This is a genomic window from Pseudomonas sp. IT-P2 (assembly GCF_949767575.1).
Lineage (GTDB): Bacteria > Pseudomonadota > Gammaproteobacteria > Pseudomonadales > Pseudomonadaceae > Aquipseudomonas > Aquipseudomonas pharyngis.
In genome coordinates this window covers 184,031-202,257 of sequence record NZ_CATKQA010000003.1, presented here as the reverse complement: position 1 = coordinate 202,257, position 18,227 = coordinate 184,031, and the positions used below count along the sequence as shown (strand labels likewise).

Here is an 18,227-nt window from a genome sequence, read left to right as displayed (position 1 = left end):
AAACGATGCATCGCCGATGGTAGTGTGGGGTTTCCCCATGTGAGAGTAGGTCATCGTCAAGATTGAATTCCGAAACCCCTGTCTGCTAATGCAGACAGGGGTTTTGTCGTTTCAGAGCCCATAAAAGTCTGATCTTCAAACAGCTCTGCGCGTCTTGCTGCTCCGACGAGCCTGCCATTTGCGCCACCAGATGTAGACGCCAGTCCCCGACAACCCCGCAATCAGAACACCCAATACTGCGATCATCACTTGTCCGGTGAAGCCTATGATCCGCCCCCCATGTATCGGCAACTGCAACCGATAAAACCGCTCTCCCAACGTCCCTTCTCCTGCGATCTCCTGCCCCAATAATCGTCCGTCAGTACCGTGGAAGAATAACCAGGATTTGCCGTGGGCCTCGGTGTCATGCTGTCCAAATCCCGCACCGTAAAAGTTGTATTCAAAGCTGTAATACAACTCGCCGATCGCTGCTGTCAGCCCCAACCTTTTTCCCTCCTGCTGTGCCCTTTCGTACGCCTGTTGATAACTCAATCGGGTGATCCCCAGCTCTTCGGCCGGCATTCGCCCTCGGGCCTCATACACGCTCGGTTCAATCGAAGAAAACAACGACACCACCGGTTTGAAAACCTGGCTCGGCAGGTTCATCGCCACGCTGCTGACGGCTATCGGCAGCAATAACAACCACAGCCACAAGCCCCCTGCCCGATGCAGATCGAAGTTGAGTCGATACGCATGGCCGCCCTTGATCTTCCAGGCGCTCGACCACTTCTTCCAGAACGGTTTCCCCCGCGGCAATGTCAGCCAGAGGGCGATTAAGCAGTCGATCACCCAGGCTATGGCCACCAACCCCATCAGCAGCAAACCCCAGTTACCGGGGAGTGTCAGGTTGTAGTGAAACTCGAGAATGAACGGAACGAAGTTCTCACGCTGAAAACAGCACTCGCCCCAGTAACGCTGGCCTTTTTGCTCGCCACTGACCGGATCGAGGTAGAGCACCTGATTGCGTTCTTTAAACGGTTCACCCGTCGCCGGATCATTCCGCGGAACTGCCGCCAGTAATGCCGTGTGGCCTGCCTCGTTCGGGTACTCCATGTACCAGACCTGCAACTTCGGATGGGCCGATTGCACCGCATCAACCAGCGCACCTGGCGGCAGACGCTCCCCCTCGGCCGAGGCAGCGTAAAACTCCGGATTCAACCACTCATCCAGCTCATGGTTGAACGCCAGAATGCTCCCGGTAATCCCCGCCAGCAGCAGAAAAACCGCCGTGGCCAACCCGATATACCGGTGCAATAAAACCAGAAACGAACGCATGAAAATTTCCCCTACAGATACGACAAAGCCAGCCCCTGAAATCAGGGGCTGGCTTTTTTATGCACAAGACAAAGGCTTAGAACTGGTAACTGACCGTGGCGGCGACGTTGCGCTCTTCGCCCATGTAGCAGAAGTCCAGGCTGGCGCAGGAGGCCACGTAGGATTCGTTGGTCAGATTGTTCGCATTCAGGCGTACGTCGACACCCTTCAGACCAACCTTGCCGAGGTCATAGCCAATCGATGCGTCGAACAACGTGTAGGACGGCACCTTCATGGTGTTCTCTGCATCCGCCCAGCTATAGCCGACATAACGCACACCACCGCCCAGTCGCAGCCCGTCGAGTGCCGCGCTGTCGAACTTGTAGTCGGCCCACAGCGATGCCATGTGCCGCGGTGCCTGGGTTGGCGAGTTGCCTTTGTTCTCGATCACATTGGTCGGTGTGCTCAAGGTGCTGGTCATCGACTTCGAGTATTCAATGTCGGTGAAGGTATAGCTGCCGAGGACTTTCAGGTTGTCGGTCAACTGCATGTGCGCTTCCAGTTCCAGACCCTGAGAGCGAACAGCGCCTACAGCGCGATAGAAGTTTTCCTGCGGCAGTTTGGTCGCCAGGTTTTCCTGATCGATGCGGAACAACGAGGCGGTGAACAGGTTGTCAGTACCCGGCGGCTGATACTTCAAGCCCATTTCCCACTGCGTTCCATCGGTCGGTGCGAGAGGATTGCCGGCGCTGTCCGCGTAGGAGTTCGGGTTGAACGACTCGGAATAGCTGACGTACGGTGCGAGGCCGTTATCGAACAGATACAGCGCGCCGGCACGGCCGGTGAGCTTGGTGCGTCGATCATTGATCTCGGTGCCGACCGGACGGCCCGCTTCGGCGATGCGGTTTTCGTCGGAGGTTTCCACCCAGTCCTGGCGCAGTCCCAGCGAGAAGCGCCACTTGTCCATCTCGATCAGGTCTTGCAGGTAAACGCCGGTCTGCTCCAGGCGCCGCAGATAGCTTGTCTCGCCGTACGGCGTAATAGCCGAATTGCCATACACCGGGTTGAACGCGTTGATCGGCGCCAGGCCGCCACTGGTCCAGTCGACCACGGTTTTGCGTCGCTGGTAATCCGCCCCCATCAGCACTGTGTGCTTGGTTGCGCCGGTGAAGAATTCGGCCTGGAGCATGTTATCGACGATGAACGCATGGAGGCGCTCGTCACCGCCGGTGTAGTAGCGATTCAGTTCGTTGCTGGTCGGCGACGTCCAGCCATAGGCGTACACCTGATCCATGTTCACTTTGGAGTCGAGGTAGCGGAAGTTCTGCCGCGCGGTGAAGACGTCGTTGAAGCGGTGTTCGAACTGGTAACCGAACGACTGCTGATCACGGGAGTAACCGTCAATGCCCGGCTCGCCTTCGAAGAAGTGCGGCGAGATACGATTACCGTTGCGCTGATGAATCGTGCCGTCGGCCGGCACGCCACCGTGATAGCCGCCGTCCGGGTCATGCTGCAGATACGCTTGCAGAGTCAGCGACGTGTCCTCGCTGAAATCGATGCTGACGGTTGGCGCGAGGGCGAAGCGCTTTTCCTTGTTGTGGTCGAATTGCGTGTCGGACTGATCCGTCAATCCGATCAGACGATAGGCGATGCGCTTGTCGTCATCGACCGGTCCGCTGAAGTCAAAACCGACACCACGTTGGCCCTGAGTACCCACGGTGGCTTGTACCTGGTGATAGGCCTCGTACAGCGGCTTCTTGCTGGTCAGCGCCACCAGACCGCCCGGCGAGCTGCGGCCGTAGAGCACCGACGACGGGCCCTTCAGAATATCGACGCGCTCGAGGAAATAAGGATCGACCTGCATCGTGCTGTAGGTGCCGCTGTCGCCCATCGACTTGAGGCCGTCGAGGTAGATGTTATCCACCGAACCGTCGTTGAAGCCGCGCATCGCCACATAGTCGTAACGGTGCGTCGCGCCGTAAGGGTTGGTCAGTACGCCGGGGGAGTAACGCATGGCTTGGGACACGGTTTGCGAGCCTTGGTCATCCATTTGATCACGGGTGACTACTGACACACTTTGCGAGGTTTCCAGCAGCGCGGTACTGGTCTTGGTGGCGATCTGGCTGTGCGTCGCGTTGTAGCCGTCCATGCTGCCCAGCGCGTTGCCGAGGGCGAAGCCTTTGATGTCGGTGGTCGGCAGGGCCAGCGCTTCGGTTCCTGCAACCGAGCGCAACACATAGCTGCTGCCGTCCTGGCTGATCGCTTCCAGGCCCGCGCCGTCGAGCAAATGGCTCAAGGCCTGATCGGTCGAGTACTCGCCCTGCACACCCGGTGACTGCCGGCCCTGGGTTTGCTGCGGCGTCATCGACAACGTGATGCCCGCCTCACGCGCGAACTGGTTGAGCGCATCGCCCAGCGGTCCGGCGGCGATGTTGTAGCGGTGGCTGCTGACCTCGCTGGCATTGGCCGCCATGCTCAGGCTCGGCAACACGCCAACGCCCAGTGCAGTAGAAAACAGCGCCGCCCGAACGGCGTGGCGCAACACTCCCGATTCGGCAGAGAAATTCAGAGGGGTCTTACAGGTAACGCGCGCAGTCATTGTAGGTTTCCGTAGGCAGTCGCGAAGGCTGAGTTGAAGTGCTTACTGACTAAGCCGGACTTGCCGCGAAAACCCGCCAAAATACTTTCAGGCCACAGACTCCAGCGTCACCCACCAACGGGTGCGGTAGCGCAATTGCACCGGCAGGGTCTGCGGCAGGATCGCCAGCAGCTTGTCGGTGTCCTCAAGACGGAACACGCCGGACAGACGCAAATCCGCAATATCCGACGCACAGCTCAGAAATCCCTGACGATACCGCCCGACTTCGCCGAGGAAGTCGCCCAGCCGCATGTTGCGGGTCACGATCAGCCCGTCGACCCAGGCACCGGCATCCATGTCCAACGGCGGCGCCGGGCGAATTTGATGGTGATCGATCAGATAGCTCTGACCGGCGATGGCCTCCGTCGAGTTGCCAGCGGAGTGAATCGCGACCCGGCCACTGGTGACGCTCAGGCGCGTGCAACTCTCTTCCTGGCGCAGAATGAATCGCGCCTTGAACGGCTCGTAACTGCCATGACGGCTCTGCACTCGCAGCGGTCGGTCAATCGGCGCACCTTCATCGGCACCGCCACAGGTGACGATGATTTCGCCACGGGTCAGCTTGATCAGCCGTTGTTGCGCGGTGTAATCGAGATCCACGCTGCTGGCGGTGTTGAGTTCGATCCGCGTGCCGTCCGGCAACTGGAAGCCACGGCGTTCGCCGGTAGCGGTGGCGTAGTCGGCGCTCCACTGTTGCCAGACGGACGTGTCTTTGGCCAGCCATCCCGCCGAGCCCATCAGCAGCGCGCCGGACAACAGCTTCAATGCCTGACGTCGCCCCAGCCCCTGCGCACTGTTTTCCAGCGTGTTGAATGCCACCTGCGCACCGGGCACGGCGCGCAGATTGTGGGTCAGTTCGGCTTGCAGAGACTGCACCCGTTGCCAGGCCAGTTCGTGATCATGGTGCTCGGCGCGCCATTGTTCGCACTGGCGATTCAGGCGCGGGTTGCCGTTGTTATTACGCAGGCGCAGGAGCCAGTGAATGGCCTGTCGGACGACTTGCTGCGGTGGCTCGGCGCGTCGGCCAAGCGAGAGGTTATCCACCGGCATCAGTTTTCGTACCGCAGCACGTAGCAGTGAAACAGGGCGTCGGCGACGTAGCGTTCTACCGAGCGCAGGGACAGGCCCATTTGCTCGGCGATCTGCTTGTGGGTCAAACCTTCGCACTGCGCCAGCAGAAACGCCTGACGCACTTTTGGCTTCAAGCCTTCAAGCAGGCGGGCGATGCCCTCGAGCAGTTCGATCACCAAGGCGCGGGATTCGGCACTCGGGGTTTCGGCTTCAGGCAAATGGGCGATGGTTTCCAGATAGGCGCGTTCAATTTCTTCACGGCGCCAATGATCGATCACCAGCCCTCGGGCAACTGTGCGTAAAAACGCGCGGGGTGCCTTGAGTTCCAGGCGCTCGGTGCGCTGCAACAGTCGAACGAAGGTGTCCTGGGCCAGATCCGCCGCATCGGCAGCATTGCCCAGCCGAGCGCGCAACCAGCCGTTGAGCCAGCCGTGATGACTCGTGTAAAGCGCCTGTACAGCCAACTCAGGTGAGGACATGAACGCGACAGCCCGAACGTCACAAATGATAATTAGTCGCATTGTCATCAAGGGTTACAGAATTTGCAACCGGCGCTGCAAAACGCTCATCAAAAAAGCAGAGGCGACCGCTCTAATACGCCGTCCGGCGGGAATCTGACAGAAATGCCGTCCATTTCCTGCAAAGCCCTAAGTTTTCTCCAAAGCGTGCCGACAGACTGGTGAGACATGCGTGCACCAAAGTAGAGCAGCCGTCAGAACGCTGCCTGCGCTGTACATGGAATGTTGCATCCGGAACGCATCCCCACTTTTCGCATAAGAAGTCCCATGAAATGAATCTCAAGTTCAGCCATAAAATCCTGCTGGCCGCCTCGGGCGTCGTGGTCCTGGCGTTCGCGCTGTTCACTTTGTACAACGACTATCTGCAGCGAAACACCATTCGCCAGAACCTCCAGTCCTCGGTCCAGCAGGCCGGTGACCTGACCGCCAGCAGTGTGCAGAACTGGATGAGCGGGCGGATTCTGGTGCTGGAAAACCTCGCGCAGAACGTCGCCCATCAAGGCAAGAATGCCGACTTCCCGGGGCTGGTCGATCAACCGGCCTTCACCTCGAACTTCCAGTTCACCTACGTCGGCCAGGCCAACGGTGTGTTCACCCAGCGCCCTGACGCGAAGATGCCGGACGGCTACGACCCGCGTCAGCGCCCCTGGTACAAGCAGGCCGTGGCCGCTGACCAGACCATGCTGACCCCGCCATACATGGCTGCCGTCGGCGGTCTGGTGGTGACCATCGCCATGCCGGTGAAAAAGAACGGCGAGCTGCTTGGCGTAGTGGGCGGTGACCTGAGCCTGGAAACCCTGGTGAAGATCATCAACTCGGTGGACTTCGGTGGCCTGGGCCACGCGTTCCTGGTCAGCGGTGACGGTCAGGTAATCGTCAGCCCGGACAAAGACCAGGTGATGAAGAACCTCAAGGACATCTACCCGAACGCCGGTGTGCGCATCGAGAAGGGCAATCAGAACGTGGTGCTCAACGGTCAGGAGCGCATCCTGTCGTTCACCCCGGTGACCGGTCTGCCGAATGCCGAGTGGTACATCGGTCTGTCGATCGATCGCGACAAGGCCTACGCCGCACTCAGCCAGTTCCGTACTTCGGCAGTGATCGCGATGTTCGTCGCGGTGGGCGCGATTGCAGTCTTCCTGAGCCTGCTGATCACCGTCCTGATGCGTCCGCTGATCACTATGGGCCGCGCGATGCAGGACATCGCTCAGGGTGAAGGTGACCTGACTCGCCGCCTGGTAGTGGAAAGCAAGGACGAGTTCGGTGAGCTGGGCAGTTCGTTCAACCAGTTCGTGGAGCGGATTCACGCGTCCATTTCCGAAGTGTCTTCCGCGACTCGCCACGTACACGACCTGTCGCAACGGGTGATGGCATCGTCCAACGCCTCGATCATCGGTTCCGACGAGCAAAGCGCGCGCACCAACAGCGTGGCCGCCGCGATCAATCAACTGGGTGCCGCCACTCAGGAAATCGCCCGCAACGCCGCCGACGCTTCGCAACACGCCAGCGGCGCGAGCGAGCAGGCCGATGACGGTCGTCAGGTGGTCGAGCAGACGATTCAGGCCATGACCGAGCTGTCGCAGAAGATCAGCCTGTCGTGCACCCAGATCGAAACCCTGAACGCGAGCACCGACAACATCGGCCACATTCTCGATGTGATCAAAGGCATCTCCCAGCAGACCAACCTGCTGGCGCTCAACGCGGCCATCGAAGCGGCCCGTGCCGGTGAAGCCGGACGCGGTTTTGCGGTGGTGGCGGACGAAGTGCGTAACCTCGCTCACCGCACCCAGGAGTCGGCGGAAGAGATCCACAAGATGATCACTTCGCTGCAGGTCGGCTCCCGCGAAGCGGTGACCACCATGAACGCCAGTCAGGCGTCCAGCGAGGAGACCGTTGAAGTGGCGAACCAGGCCGGTCTGCGCCTGGTCAGCGTGACCCAGCGCATCGGCGAAATCGACGGCATGAACCAGTCGGTGGCCGCCGCTACCGAGGAACAGACTGCCGTGGTGGAAACCCTCAACGTCGACGTCAACCAGATCAACCTGCTGAACCAGCAGAGCGTGGCCAACCTCAATGAAACGTTGAAGGATTGCGATGCGTTGTCGCAGCAGGCCAACCGTTTGAAACAGCTGGTCGACAGCTTCAAGATCTGATCGGGTGTGCTAAAAAGAAGCCCGCTGCGGAGTGATCCGCAGCGGGCTTTTTCATGCCTTACACAAACAGCTTCAGCACATTGCCCATCGCGTCATCGGCAAACCCCTGCACGAAATCCTTGAACCCCGGCAGTGCCTCGGGCCCACCGCTGGCCGGTTCGGCAATGATCGTCCAGGTCGCCCGCGACTTGCCCGCGCCCAAAGATTCCACATTCATCGCCGCCCACAGATTGGCCACGCCCAGGGTGTTGTAGATGGTGGTCCAGGTCATGCTCAGCGCCTGGTCGTCCCGGGAGTTGAGTTGCTCGACCACGATGTTGCCATCCTTGAAGAACTTCTTGCGCAGCGACGACACGCCTTCGCCGGTCATTTCAATGTGCGACAGCGCCGGAATGAAACGGTCGAAACCGTCGAATTTACCGACCACTGCCCACACTTGCCTGGCGTCCACCGGTACTTCCACCGAAGACACGACGTGGCAGCCGTGAGGGTTTTTGATCAGGGTGTCGGGTTGAAGATTGCTCATGGTGTTGCTCCTTGGTTGATGAGTCAGATGAAGTTGATTTCTTTCAGGTAGTCGCAGCCGCGACGCAGCAGCGCCGGGGATTTTTCCGGGTAGTGCGCGCCCATCTGCTGCACGCCGGCCTGGGCGTTGGCGTGGCCGATCAGGGAGATGTCGCCGATGTCTTCCTCGAAGCCGTTGAGGTAAAAACCGAGCACGCCGAACAGCGCGTTGTCGGCATCGACCCGGTCCAGTTGTTGTTGCCAGTCGGCGACGCTGACCAGCGAAAACTCGCTGCCGGTTTCGCGGAACGACGCGACGTAGGCATCCCAGCTCAGAGGCTCCGGGTTGTGCAGGTTGAACACCGCCCGTTCGGCCGAATAACGGCTGGCGTGGAAGGCGATGAAACGGGCAAGAAAGTCCACCGGCATCAGGTCGAAATTCAGCGCGAAGGCCGGCACCTGACCCAGCTGGATCGAGCCCTTGAGCATCAGCATCAAACGGTTCTTGTGCGGCTGACAGACACCGCTGAGGCTGTTGAAACTGATGTTGCCGGGCCGGTACAGATTGACCCGCACCCCACGCTCCCGGGCCCGTTCGAGGATGCGCTCGCCGACCCATTTCGACAGGTTGTAGCCGTTGCGGATGTAGATCGGCGGCGTCGGTGCGGCGGGCAGTTCCAGCACCCGGCCTGCGTCGTCGACGGTGCTGGAGGCCGACAGCGTCGAGACGAAATTGAACACCTTTTTGCTGCGCCCTTCGCACAGCCGCAGCAGTTCGAAAATCGGCTCGACGTTGTCCGCCGCCAGCGACTCGTAGTCGAGTACGTGATTGACGTTGGCAGCGTTGTGCACCAGCGCGCCGAATTCACGATCCAGCCGCTCGAAATCGTCATCGGCCAAGCCCAGTTGCGGCCGGCTGATGTCCGCCGAATAGACCCGCACCCGGCTCTGGTCCAGATGCTCCAGCCGGTTCTCTCGCAGCGCTTGGGCAAAGCGCTGCGCCGCGGTTTGCCCGCCGCCGTCGCGCACCAGGCACGCCACCTCGCTGGCGCCCCATCCCAGCAGCGCCTCGACGATATGCACGCCGACAAAACTGTTGGCGCCGGTGACGATCACCTTGTGCACATCGCCCATGCGGCTGATCGGCAGCGGCTCGATGTCCAGCGCTCGCTCGGCGTCGGCCATTGCCTGGGCGCTGAGCACCGCGCTGTCGTCGGTGCCGCGCACCAGCGTGGCGAGCTTGGCGATGGTCGGCAGTTCGATGAAGCGGTTGATCGAAATGCTGCGGCCGAATTCCTCCCGCAGACGCAGGAGCATGCGTGACAGCAGAATCGAGTGACCGCCGAGATTGAAGAAACTTTCGTCGGTGGAAATGTCGCTGGTCGGCAGCTCCAGCAACTCGCCCCAGATCTCCAACAGCAGCGCTTCTTCGGCGTTGGCCGGCAGGCATTTCGGGCCGCTGTCCTGCACGCTGACCGGCAACTCCAGCAAGGCTTTTCGGTCGACTTTGCCGTTGGCGGCGAACGGCATGTTCGGCAGTTCCGTCCACGCCACCGGTTGCATGTAGTCAGGCAAAAACTGCTGCGCGTGAGCTTTCAACGACTCGCGCGCGGCATCCGATTGCGGCTGGGCAAGGAACGCCAGAATCCGTCGCTGACTGTCGATCACCACGGCGATCTGCCGATACAGCTGACTCTCGCGCAGGCACCGTTCGATCTCTTCCGGCTCGACCCGGAAGCCGCGAATCTTCACCTGATTGTCGCGGCGTCCGCACAGCTCGATGCCATCCTCGCCCCACTTGGCCATGTCGCCGCTGCGGTAGGCGCGCAGACGTTGGCCGTCCGGCAACTCCAGGTCCAGATAGCGCTCCGCCGTCTGCTGTGGATTGTTCAGGTAACCCAGGCAAACGCCGGGGCCGACGATGAACAGTTCGCCCACGGTTTGCTCCGGCACCGGTTGCAGATCGTCATCGAGGATCAGTACCTGACTGTTGGCAATCGGCCCGCCGAGGGTGCGATTGCTGTCCCCCGGTTGCAGTTGTCGCGCGGTGATCAGCACCGTGGCTTCGGTCGGACCGTAGAGGTTATGCAGCTTGCCCTGGCGCGTCAGTTGCTCGATCACGAACGGCTCGCAGACGTCGCCGCCGGTCATGATCTGCCCGACGTTTTGCAGTTGCTCCAGCGGCAGGATGCTCAACAGCGCCGGCGGCAGGAACGCGTGGGTCAGTTGCCGACGGCGGATCAGCGCCACCAGTTGCAGCGGATCACGCCGCTGGTTGTCATCGGGCACCACCAGTTCCGCGCCTTCGAGCAGGGTCGGGAAGATGTCGATCAGCGACGAGTCAAAACTCAGCGACGAGAACTGCAGCACCCGGCTCTCGGCCCGCAACTGCACATAGCTGGCGTACCACGCGGTGAAGTGGGCAAGGTTTGCCTGACTCAGCAGCACACCCTTCGGATGCCCGGTGGTGCCTGAGGTGTAGAGCGCCATGCACGGCGCGCCGAGCTCGATCCGGTGACGAACCAACGGTTGCGACAGATCGACGTCAGTGCGGTCGATGCGGCAGACATCCAGCCCCGGCATCGAAGCGCTCAGCGGGTGTTCGCCGTCGTGCAGCAACAGCACCGCCCCGGCGTTTTCCAGAATGTACTGCTGGCGCTGAAGCGGATGGCTCGGCTCCAGCGGCAGGTACACCGCACCGCTGCCGAGAATCGCCAGGATCGAAGCAAACAGCGCATCGCATTTCGGCAGACAAATCCCCACCACCCACGGTTGCTGCTGTGTCTCCAGCATTGTCAGCAACCGTTGCTGGATTGCACGGCTGTGATCATGCAACTGGCGATAGCTGATCGACTGCTCGGCGAGGTGCAGCGCCGGGCGCTCCGCGTGTTCGATCAGACTCTGTTGCAGCCGCTCGATCACCGGGATTTGCGCCTGTTGCAGCAAGGCCGGATGGGCCGTGGCATTGAGGCGATGGATGTAAGCCAGGCTGTCGAGGAACAGCAGGTTTTCCACCAGCTCGAAGTCCGGCGCACGGGCCGCTGTCGCGTGCTGGAAATACTCGGCATCGCGGGAAAAACGGCTGACCAGCAGCGCCACTTCGTCCACCACTTGCGCCAGTGTTCGCTGGCGCAGGGCCTGCCCATTGCCGGACGGTTCGTCGGCGATGGGCACGCGGCTCAGCAGCGTCGAGTTGCAGAGGCATAGCAGATCGAGCACCGGCAATCTGCCGATGCCCGTTGCACCAATGCCCAGGCGCAAGTTCAGCTGCGCTGTCGTGCCGTAATCCTGTGGCGCAAGACTGCCGTCATCGATCACCAGATCCACCGACGGAGCAACCTCCGTCAGCAACGAATGACCGTGTTGTTCGAGCTCCTGCGTCAGGTCGGTCAAGGCCTGACTACGGCCCCTCAGCAAAATGTCGAGACGTCTCATGTCAGCCTCCTTGTCAAACCAGGTAGTCGCGCAGGGCGTGCTGCACGCACGGTGTGTCGAGCAGCGAACTGTTGTGGAAAAACCGCACGATGTTGCCCACCAGCGGGTGGTGGCGATTGATCGGGAAGGCCAGCCCGGCCATCTCGTCTTTCAGTGCGCGGCGGGTGGCATCGTTGACCGGCAGGGCGTCGATCAGGCGCAGGTCGAAGGCCTTCTGGATGTCGTTGGTCAGGTAATGGCCGATGAACACCGGCAGGATCTGCGCGATGCAGTCGCGATCCGCATCACTCGCGGTGTGCCAGTAGATGCGCACCATCCGCGCCCAGAAACTCGAGTGCCGGCCCTCGTCGAGCAAGTGGTCGGCCATCAGGCCCTTGATCGACGGCTTGACCGTGTCGTCCCGGGCGAACGCCGCGACATCGCCAGTCACAGTGTTTTCGGCGATGGCCACGCAGATCAGCTCCACGGCGCTGCGCAGGTGTTGCGGGGCCAGTTCGACGGCGGCCGGAATCGCCCGGCTCAGTTCGATTTCATTCGGCAGCTCGATCGGCTCGATGCCGGTCATGGCCACGGTCTGCTGCATGAAATCCATCGCCACCAGCGCGTGGTAATCCTCGTCCACCACCACGGTCATGGCGTCGTAGCGACAGGCGAACGGGAAGGCCACGGCGAAGCGGTTCTTGGCGATGCTGCGGGCGGTCTTGTCGACGATCTCGGTTTCGAAAATCACCACGTCGTTGATGAATTTGTACAGCGTCTGCACCAGGGCGAAATCACGCTGCTGCGGGCATTCGCGCAGGAAGGTTTCGCTGAGCACCAACGGCTGGCGGCTGAGCGGATAGATCAGCCGCGCGTCGTCCTCCAGCACGCGGCGTGGCCGGGTGCGGATGGTCGCGCGGCTTTCCCAGGCGTCGGCGAAAGACTGGTAGTCGGCGGCGTTCATTGGGCCACCTCCGCCAACGGTTCGCGCATGCTCAGGCGCAGGCCGTCCCACAGAGCGATGCGGCTTTCCACGGCGGCGATGGCGCTGGCGTAGACCTCCGCTTCGCGCTGCGGATCGCCGTCCACCAGTCGATCCAGCAGTTGTTCTGCGGCGGGGCCGTGGTCTTCGGAGTCGACTTCGATGTGTCGCTCCAGGTAGTAACGGAAGGTCGGCGCCTGCTCGACGCCGATGCCCCAGGCATCGAGCATGCGCTGGAACATGGTCGGGATCACGCTCTCGCGACCGTGCAGGAAGGCGGCGGCAACGCTGTGACCGGGTGCATGCAGTGCGGTGTGCAAAGTGTCGCGGACGAACCGCGCAGCGGCCGGATCGACCTCGACGCTTTGCAGGGCGACGTCGTAACTCACGCCTTCCTGTTGCAGCGTCACGAAGCGTTCCACGGCTGTCGTGTCCGCACCGACTTCGCGCATGGCATCGAGGTACAGTTCGAAGTGACTGTAATGCCCGTGTGACAGCCGATCGTCCGATTCTTCCCCGAGCACGATTTCGTTGATCAGTCTTGCTGCGTGCGGATCTCGTGGCGGTAACCACGGCAGGCGAGTGCAAGTCAGTTCCTGCTGCAGGCGTTTGGTCAGCGACATGAAGTCCCAGACGGCAAATACATGGGACTCCATGAACCGGCGCAATGTCGCCAAAGAATCGATCTCGGAGAAGATCGGATGAATGCTGAGTTCGGCTTTCTTCAGTGTAAGTTGCTCTTTAGTTGGCATGGTTGCGAGACTCTGGTTAATAGGGAATAAGGATTGCTCAATTAATCGCTAACAACGTTGAGCAAGTTTCTCCAGGCGAACGACAGCCTCATTCGGTTTCGATGAAAACAGGCAATGTCTGAAGGGCCCGGGACAGCAGCGGACGGATAAACCGCTGCGAACCTGGCCGTAGCGCAAGGTTGTGCCGGGTTGGTGATTTCGGATCCAAACTCGGCGAAGAAAAACTAATACATCGCAAAACAACTTAACAAGTTTATTTTTAATTATTTTTAGTTGGCTGTTTTTGAAATATGAGTGGGGCTGATAAAACTTATAAGTTAAGTTTTATTTGGGCGTAGTTGCTCCTTTCGGCGTTTAATGGCCAAAATTGAACGACAAGAGTGAATGCCTCACTCGAAGCAACTTTAAAATTAAGTAATCGAATTGATATGAGGGGATGAAGTCGGGCTGTAAGAGCGCCGTTTCTTCCTGTTCCCGTGACAAGGCTCCTTCCGTAGGTTCCTGGTGCGGGGACTGCTGCCGGGGCGGCGCGTCCCCGTTCTATATTGGGTTGGCGATTCAAGGGTGCGCGTAAATCGGCGCCGCGGCTATCGTCGAAAATGACTTCCTTGCGGTGCAAATTCCGGGCTGTTCAAAGCAGAAGGGAGGTTAGAGCGCAGGCGTCGATGTGCCACGGCAAATGACCGTGACGGGTGGGGGGATTTGTAAGCGGGTTATTCGCCGGGTGAGTGGAGGCTCACCCGGGAGGGAGGATTCAGTGCGCCGCTTTGCGGCTTTGGCCGGCGGAGCTGGCGAGGTAACGGGTGATGACCTCGACACCGCGGTTGAGGTGCTGCTCCAGCAGTGTCACGGCGTGCGCGGTGTCACGCTCTTTCACCGCCTGCAACAACGCGCGGTGATCGTCCTGGGAGATTTTGCCCAGGCCCATGGCCTCGAGGTTGAAGCGCAGGAAGCGCTCTTCTTCGTTCAAGCCGTCTTCCACCAGCCGCAACAGTCGGCCATTGGGCGCCTTGCCGTAAAGCGCCATGTGAAACAGACGGTTGAGCCGACCGATTTCGGTGTAGTCGTGTTCGTTTTCCAGTTCTTCGATGAAACCGGCCGCGCGTTCGTGGTCGACCGGGGTCAGCAGCGGGATCGACTGGCGCAGTGCTTCGGACTCCAGCAGAATGCGCAGCTCATAGGTTTCCGTTGCGTCACCCTGGATCAGCGGCGCCACCACGGCGCCCTTGTGGGCAGTGACGTTCAGCAGGCCCTGGGCCTCGAGCTGGCGCAAGGCTTCGCGCACCGGCATGCGGCTGACACCGAACAGGTCGGCCAGATCCTGCTGGCGCACGGCGGTGCCGCAGGGCAGGCGCCCGTCGAGAATGGCGGCGCGCAGGGTTTCTTCGATGACCGAGCGCGCCAGATGCGCGGGAATCGGGCCGTCGACTTTGATGCTGTGGAGTGGCTTGGGCTTTTGGGTCACAACTGCACACCCTATGACTGCGGATTTGGATCCAAAGGACACTAGTGATTGCTCTACAGGTTGTCAAACCGTGTAGAAGAACCCTGTCACATCTGAAGTTTAGCGCGGCAGCGATGATCTCATGGTGCCATTGTTTTTTGCTGGGCTAACCTTCACCATCAAGCGCTTTCCTCTCTGCCCTGGATGCCTTGCATTGGCGGTACGTTTCGCAATCCCACGGATTGCGCGCTGGCTTGCCTGCGCGCTGCTGCTGGCCGGCATCATGCTGGGCGGTCTGCATGCCGATTGGGATTTTTCCGCGATCAGCCGCAAGGCCACGGCACTGTACGGGCCATTGGGCGCCGGGCAACAGCGGATCGATGCCTGGCAGAATCTGCTGGCCACGCAGAAGCAGGTCAGCGAGATGGAAAAGCTCAAAGTGGTGAACCTGTTTTTCAACAAACAGATGCGCTACGTCGAAGACATCGATCTGTGGCACGAGGTCGACTATTGGGAAACCCCCATCGAAGCCTTGTGGAAAGGCGCCGGCGACTGCGAAGACTATGCGATCGCCAAGTATTTCAGCCTGCGCCACCTCGGTGTGGCCAGTGACAAGTTGCGCATCACCTACGTCAAGGCCCTGCGCCAGAACCGCGCGCACATGGTCCTGACTTACTATTCCAGCCCTGACGCCATGCCGCTGGTGCTCGACAGCCTGATCGACCCGATCAAGCCGGCCGCCGAGCGAACCGATTTGCTGCCGGTCTACTCTTTCAATGCCGAAGGGCTGTACCTGCCGGGCGCCAAGGGCAACAAGAAGGTCGGTGACACCAAACGCCTGTCACGCTGGCAGGATGTGTTGAAGAAAATGCAGGCCGAAGGATTTCCGGTCGAGACGACTAACTAGGAGCACGCGCTCAGATGTCTTTGTTCAAACAGCTGTTGATCGCTATCTGTCTGTTCCTGGTGGTCGCCTTCACCGGCAGCTTCATGGTCAGTCTGGAGAGCTCGCGCACCCAGTACGTCAACCAGTTGCGCTCCCACGCCCAGGATGCGGCCACGGCGCTGGCGCTGTCGTTGACGCCGAACATCGATGACCCGGCGATGGTCGAGTTGCTGGTCAGCTCGATCTTCGACAGCGGTTATTACTCGAGCATCCGCGTGGTCGATCTGAAGACCGACCAGACCATTGTCGAGCGCAACGGAATTCCGGCGGTCACCAACGTGCCGGACTGGTTCGTCAGACTGATCGGCCTGGAACCGGCCGGTGGCGATGCGCTGGTCAGCCGTGGCTGGGAGCAGGCGGCGCGGGTCGAGGTGGTCAGCCACCCGATGTTCGCCCTGGCCAAGCTCTGGCAGAGCGCGCTCGGCAGCCTTGGCTGGTTGCTGGTCTGCGGGGCGGTGAGTGCGGTGCTGGGTGCGCTGTTGCTGCGCCGGCAACTGAAGCCGTTGGATTACATGGTCAAGCAATCCCACGCCATCGCCCGTCGTGAGTTCCTGAGTCTGCCGGATCTGCCGCGCACGCCTGAATTGCGCCGCGTGGTGCTGGCGATGAACCAGATGGTCGAGAAGCTCAAGGCGCTGTTCCAGGAGCAGGCCGAACGCAGTGAAAAACTGCGCACCGAGTCCTATCAGGACAACCTCACGGGGCTGGCCAACCGGCGTTATTTCGAGATGCAGCTGAATGCGCGGGTGAGCAACCCGGAGCAGGCCAGTTCCGGTTATCTGCTGCTGTTGCGGGTCAAGGATCTGGCCGGTCTCAACCAGCGCCTCGGCGGTCAGCGCACCGATGAATTGTTGAAAGCGGTCGGCGAGCAACTGTCCCGCGAGTGCGCCAAATACCCGGAAACCCAGAACCTCGTCACCCGGATTCGCGGCGGTGAATTCGCCGTGCTGGCGCCGGGGTTGACCCGTGAAGAAGCGCTGCAACTGGCGCAGAGCCTCGACAGTGCGTTGAGCAGCCTGCACGCGACAGGCGCCACCGACGTGCCCGCCGTGGCTTCTATCGGCCTGGCACCGTTCGCTCACGGCGATTCGCCGCAAGCGGTCCTCAGCCTCGGCGATCAGGCGCTGGCCCAGGCCGAAGGGCAGGGCGAGCAGAACTGGGCGTGCCTCGATCAGAGCCTGGTGGCGGAGGTCGGCGACGATCACCACGCCTGGCACCGTTTGCTCGATCAGGCGTTGAATCAGCGGCGTTTCGAGCTGTTCTTCCAGCCGGTAGTGGCGGCGCAGGACACGCAACTGGTGCTGCATTACAAAGTGCTGTCGCGCTTGCTCGACGAGCAGGGCCAGACCATTCCAGCCGGACGCTTCCTGCCGTGGCTGGAGCGCTTCGGCTGGACCGCACGGCTGGACCGGTTGATGCTCGAGCAGGTGCTGGAGCAGATGGCCGGCCATGAAGAATCGCTGGCGCTGAACCTGTCATCGGCGACCCTCGCCGATCCGCAGGCGTTGAACAAAGTGTTCGAGATTCTGCGGGCGCATTCCAACCTCGGTGCGCGCCTGACCCTGGAAATCGGCGAGGAACAATTGCCGGAGCAAGCGGTGCTGGAACAATTGACCCGGCGCCTGCGTGAACTCGGTTTCTCCCTGAGCCTGCAGCGCTTCGGCGGACGCTTCAGCATGATCGGCAACCTGGCGCGGCTGGGGCTGGCGTACCTGAAGATCGATGGCAGCTACATCCGGGCGATCGATCAGGAAAGCGACAAGCGTCTGTTCATCGAGGCGATCCAGCGTGCGGCGCACAGCATCGATCTGCCGCTGATTGCCGAGCGGGTCGAGACGCAAGGGGAATTGTCGGTGATTCGCGAGATGGGGTTGTATGGGGTTCAGGGGCAACTGTTCGGTGAGCCAAAACCCTGGGGCTGACTGATCGTTCCCACGCTCTGCGTGGGAATGCACAAAGGGACGCTCTGCGTTCCAGTCACACCGTCGGTGTCGCGTCAGACACCGTTGTGACGCGGAGCGTCATGGGCGGCATTCCCACGCAGAGCGTGGGAACGATCAAACTTCATCGAAGATCCTGGATTAGATCAACCCGCCCTCATCCTCATCAATCAACTGACTCAACCCGCCCAGCGCTTCCCGAGCCTGGGTCCGGTCCATCAACTTGGCCTGGGCCGCCGGCGGCAGGTCGGTGACGCGGATCACGCCTTTCTGGGTCAGCACCTGAATCAGGTCGTCGAGTACCCGGATCATTTCCAGGTCGCTCTGCTTGAGCTGTTTGAGGCTGTTCTCCACGGCTTCGTTGGCGTACCAGGCCTGGATTTCGTGGTGGTCGGCCGGCAGCGTTTCCGTGGCCTCGGCGTAGGCCGCAGCTTCCACGCGAATCAACTGACCCTGCGCATCGCGTTGCACGTAAAACATTGAGCATCCCTCGGAAATGGACCAGCGTCATGCTGTCAGCAGCATAGCCAACTGCGCGCGAGTATGCGGTGCGCCGACGAAATCGTCACCGG

The 18,227-nt window shown here is 60.9% G+C and carries 13 protein-coding genes; 3 read left to right on the top strand and 10 right to left on the bottom strand.

Going from position 1 to position 18,227, the window contains the following annotated elements:
• Positions 1-135: 135 nt before the first annotated feature.
• The 4 genes from ACM6JM_RS02870 to ACM6JM_RS02855 form a co-directional block, all read right to left on the bottom strand.
• Complete coding sequence (locus ACM6JM_RS02870; protein WP_163973796.1) at positions 136-1,314, bottom strand: PepSY-associated TM helix domain-containing protein; 1,179 nt, start codon at positions 1,312-1,314, stop codon at positions 136-138.
• Between the two features lie 76 nt (positions 1,315-1,390).
• Positions 1,391-3,892 (bottom strand): TonB-dependent siderophore receptor, encoded by a 2,502-nt coding sequence (locus ACM6JM_RS02865; RefSeq protein WP_414881305.1) that lies wholly within the window; start codon positions 3,890-3,892, stop codon positions 1,391-1,393.
• 87 nt (positions 3,893-3,979) lie between these two features.
• Positions 3,980-4,981, bottom strand: a complete 1,002-nt coding sequence (locus ACM6JM_RS02860) for a FecR domain-containing protein (protein ID WP_414881304.1) — start codon at positions 4,979-4,981, stop codon at positions 3,980-3,982.
• Positions 4,981-5,481 (bottom strand): sigma-70 family RNA polymerase sigma factor, encoded by a 501-nt coding sequence (locus ACM6JM_RS02855; protein WP_414881303.1) that lies wholly within the window; start codon positions 5,479-5,481, stop codon positions 4,981-4,983. The genes ACM6JM_RS02860 and ACM6JM_RS02855 overlap by 1 nt, the downstream gene beginning before the upstream one ends.
• 311 nt (positions 5,482-5,792) lie before the next feature.
• Here ACM6JM_RS02855 and ACM6JM_RS02850 point away from each other — a divergent pair, with 311 nt between their 5' ends.
• Positions 5,793-7,673 carry a methyl-accepting chemotaxis protein gene (locus tag ACM6JM_RS02850; protein WP_282475440.1) on the top strand — a complete coding sequence of 627 codons (1,881 nt, stop codon included), beginning with the start codon at positions 5,793-5,795 and terminating at the stop codon, positions 7,671-7,673.
• Positions 7,674-7,731: 58 nt separating this feature from the next.
• Here ACM6JM_RS02850 and ACM6JM_RS02845 read toward each other — a convergent pair whose 3' ends face one another.
• From ACM6JM_RS02845 to ACM6JM_RS02825, 5 genes are all read right to left on the bottom strand, one after another.
• On the bottom strand, positions 7,732-8,199 hold the full coding sequence (locus tag ACM6JM_RS02845) for an SRPBCC family protein (protein ID WP_039773050.1): 468 nt from the start codon (positions 8,197-8,199) through the stop codon (positions 7,732-7,734).
• A 23-nt stretch (positions 8,200-8,222) separates the two neighbouring features.
• Positions 8,223-11,612 (bottom strand): amino acid adenylation domain-containing protein, encoded by a 3,390-nt coding sequence (locus ACM6JM_RS02840; RefSeq protein ID WP_414881302.1) that lies wholly within the window; start codon positions 11,610-11,612, stop codon positions 8,223-8,225.
• A gap of 13 nt (positions 11,613-11,625) precedes the next feature.
• A complete protein-coding gene (locus tag ACM6JM_RS02835; RefSeq protein ID WP_039773046.1) occupies positions 11,626-12,555 on the bottom strand; it encodes a diiron oxygenase in 930 nt (309 codons plus the stop codon).
• On the bottom strand, positions 12,552-13,325 hold the full coding sequence (locus ACM6JM_RS02830; protein WP_039773044.1) for a DUF3050 domain-containing protein: 774 nt from the start codon (positions 13,323-13,325) through the stop codon (positions 12,552-12,554). The genes ACM6JM_RS02835 and ACM6JM_RS02830 overlap by 4 nt, the downstream gene beginning before the upstream one ends.
• A 754-nt stretch (positions 13,326-14,079) precedes the next feature.
• Positions 14,080-14,790 carry a GntR family transcriptional regulator gene (locus tag ACM6JM_RS02825; protein WP_039773042.1) on the bottom strand — a complete coding sequence of 237 codons (711 nt, stop codon included), beginning with the start codon at positions 14,788-14,790 and terminating at the stop codon, positions 14,080-14,082.
• Between the two features lie 193 nt (positions 14,791-14,983).
• Between ACM6JM_RS02825 and lapG the strand changes: the two genes are divergently transcribed.
• A complete protein-coding gene (lapG, locus tag ACM6JM_RS02820; protein WP_007960234.1) occupies positions 14,984-15,676 on the top strand; it encodes a cysteine protease LapG in 693 nt (230 codons plus the stop codon).
• A gap of 14 nt (positions 15,677-15,690) precedes the next feature.
• The gene (gene lapD / locus ACM6JM_RS02815) at positions 15,691-17,637 is read left to right on the top strand and encodes a cyclic di-GMP receptor LapD (RefSeq protein WP_085667620.1); all 1,947 of its coding nucleotides are present in this window, start codon (positions 15,691-15,693) and stop codon (positions 17,635-17,637) included.
• A gap of 159 nt (positions 17,638-17,796) precedes the next feature.
• On the opposite strand, the gene ACM6JM_RS02810 is transcribed toward lapD, so the two are convergent.
• Positions 17,797-18,135 carry a hypothetical protein gene (locus ACM6JM_RS02810; protein ID WP_039773037.1) on the bottom strand — a complete coding sequence of 113 codons (339 nt, stop codon included), beginning with the start codon at positions 18,133-18,135 and terminating at the stop codon, positions 17,797-17,799.
• Positions 18,136-18,227: the final 92 nt, after the last annotated feature.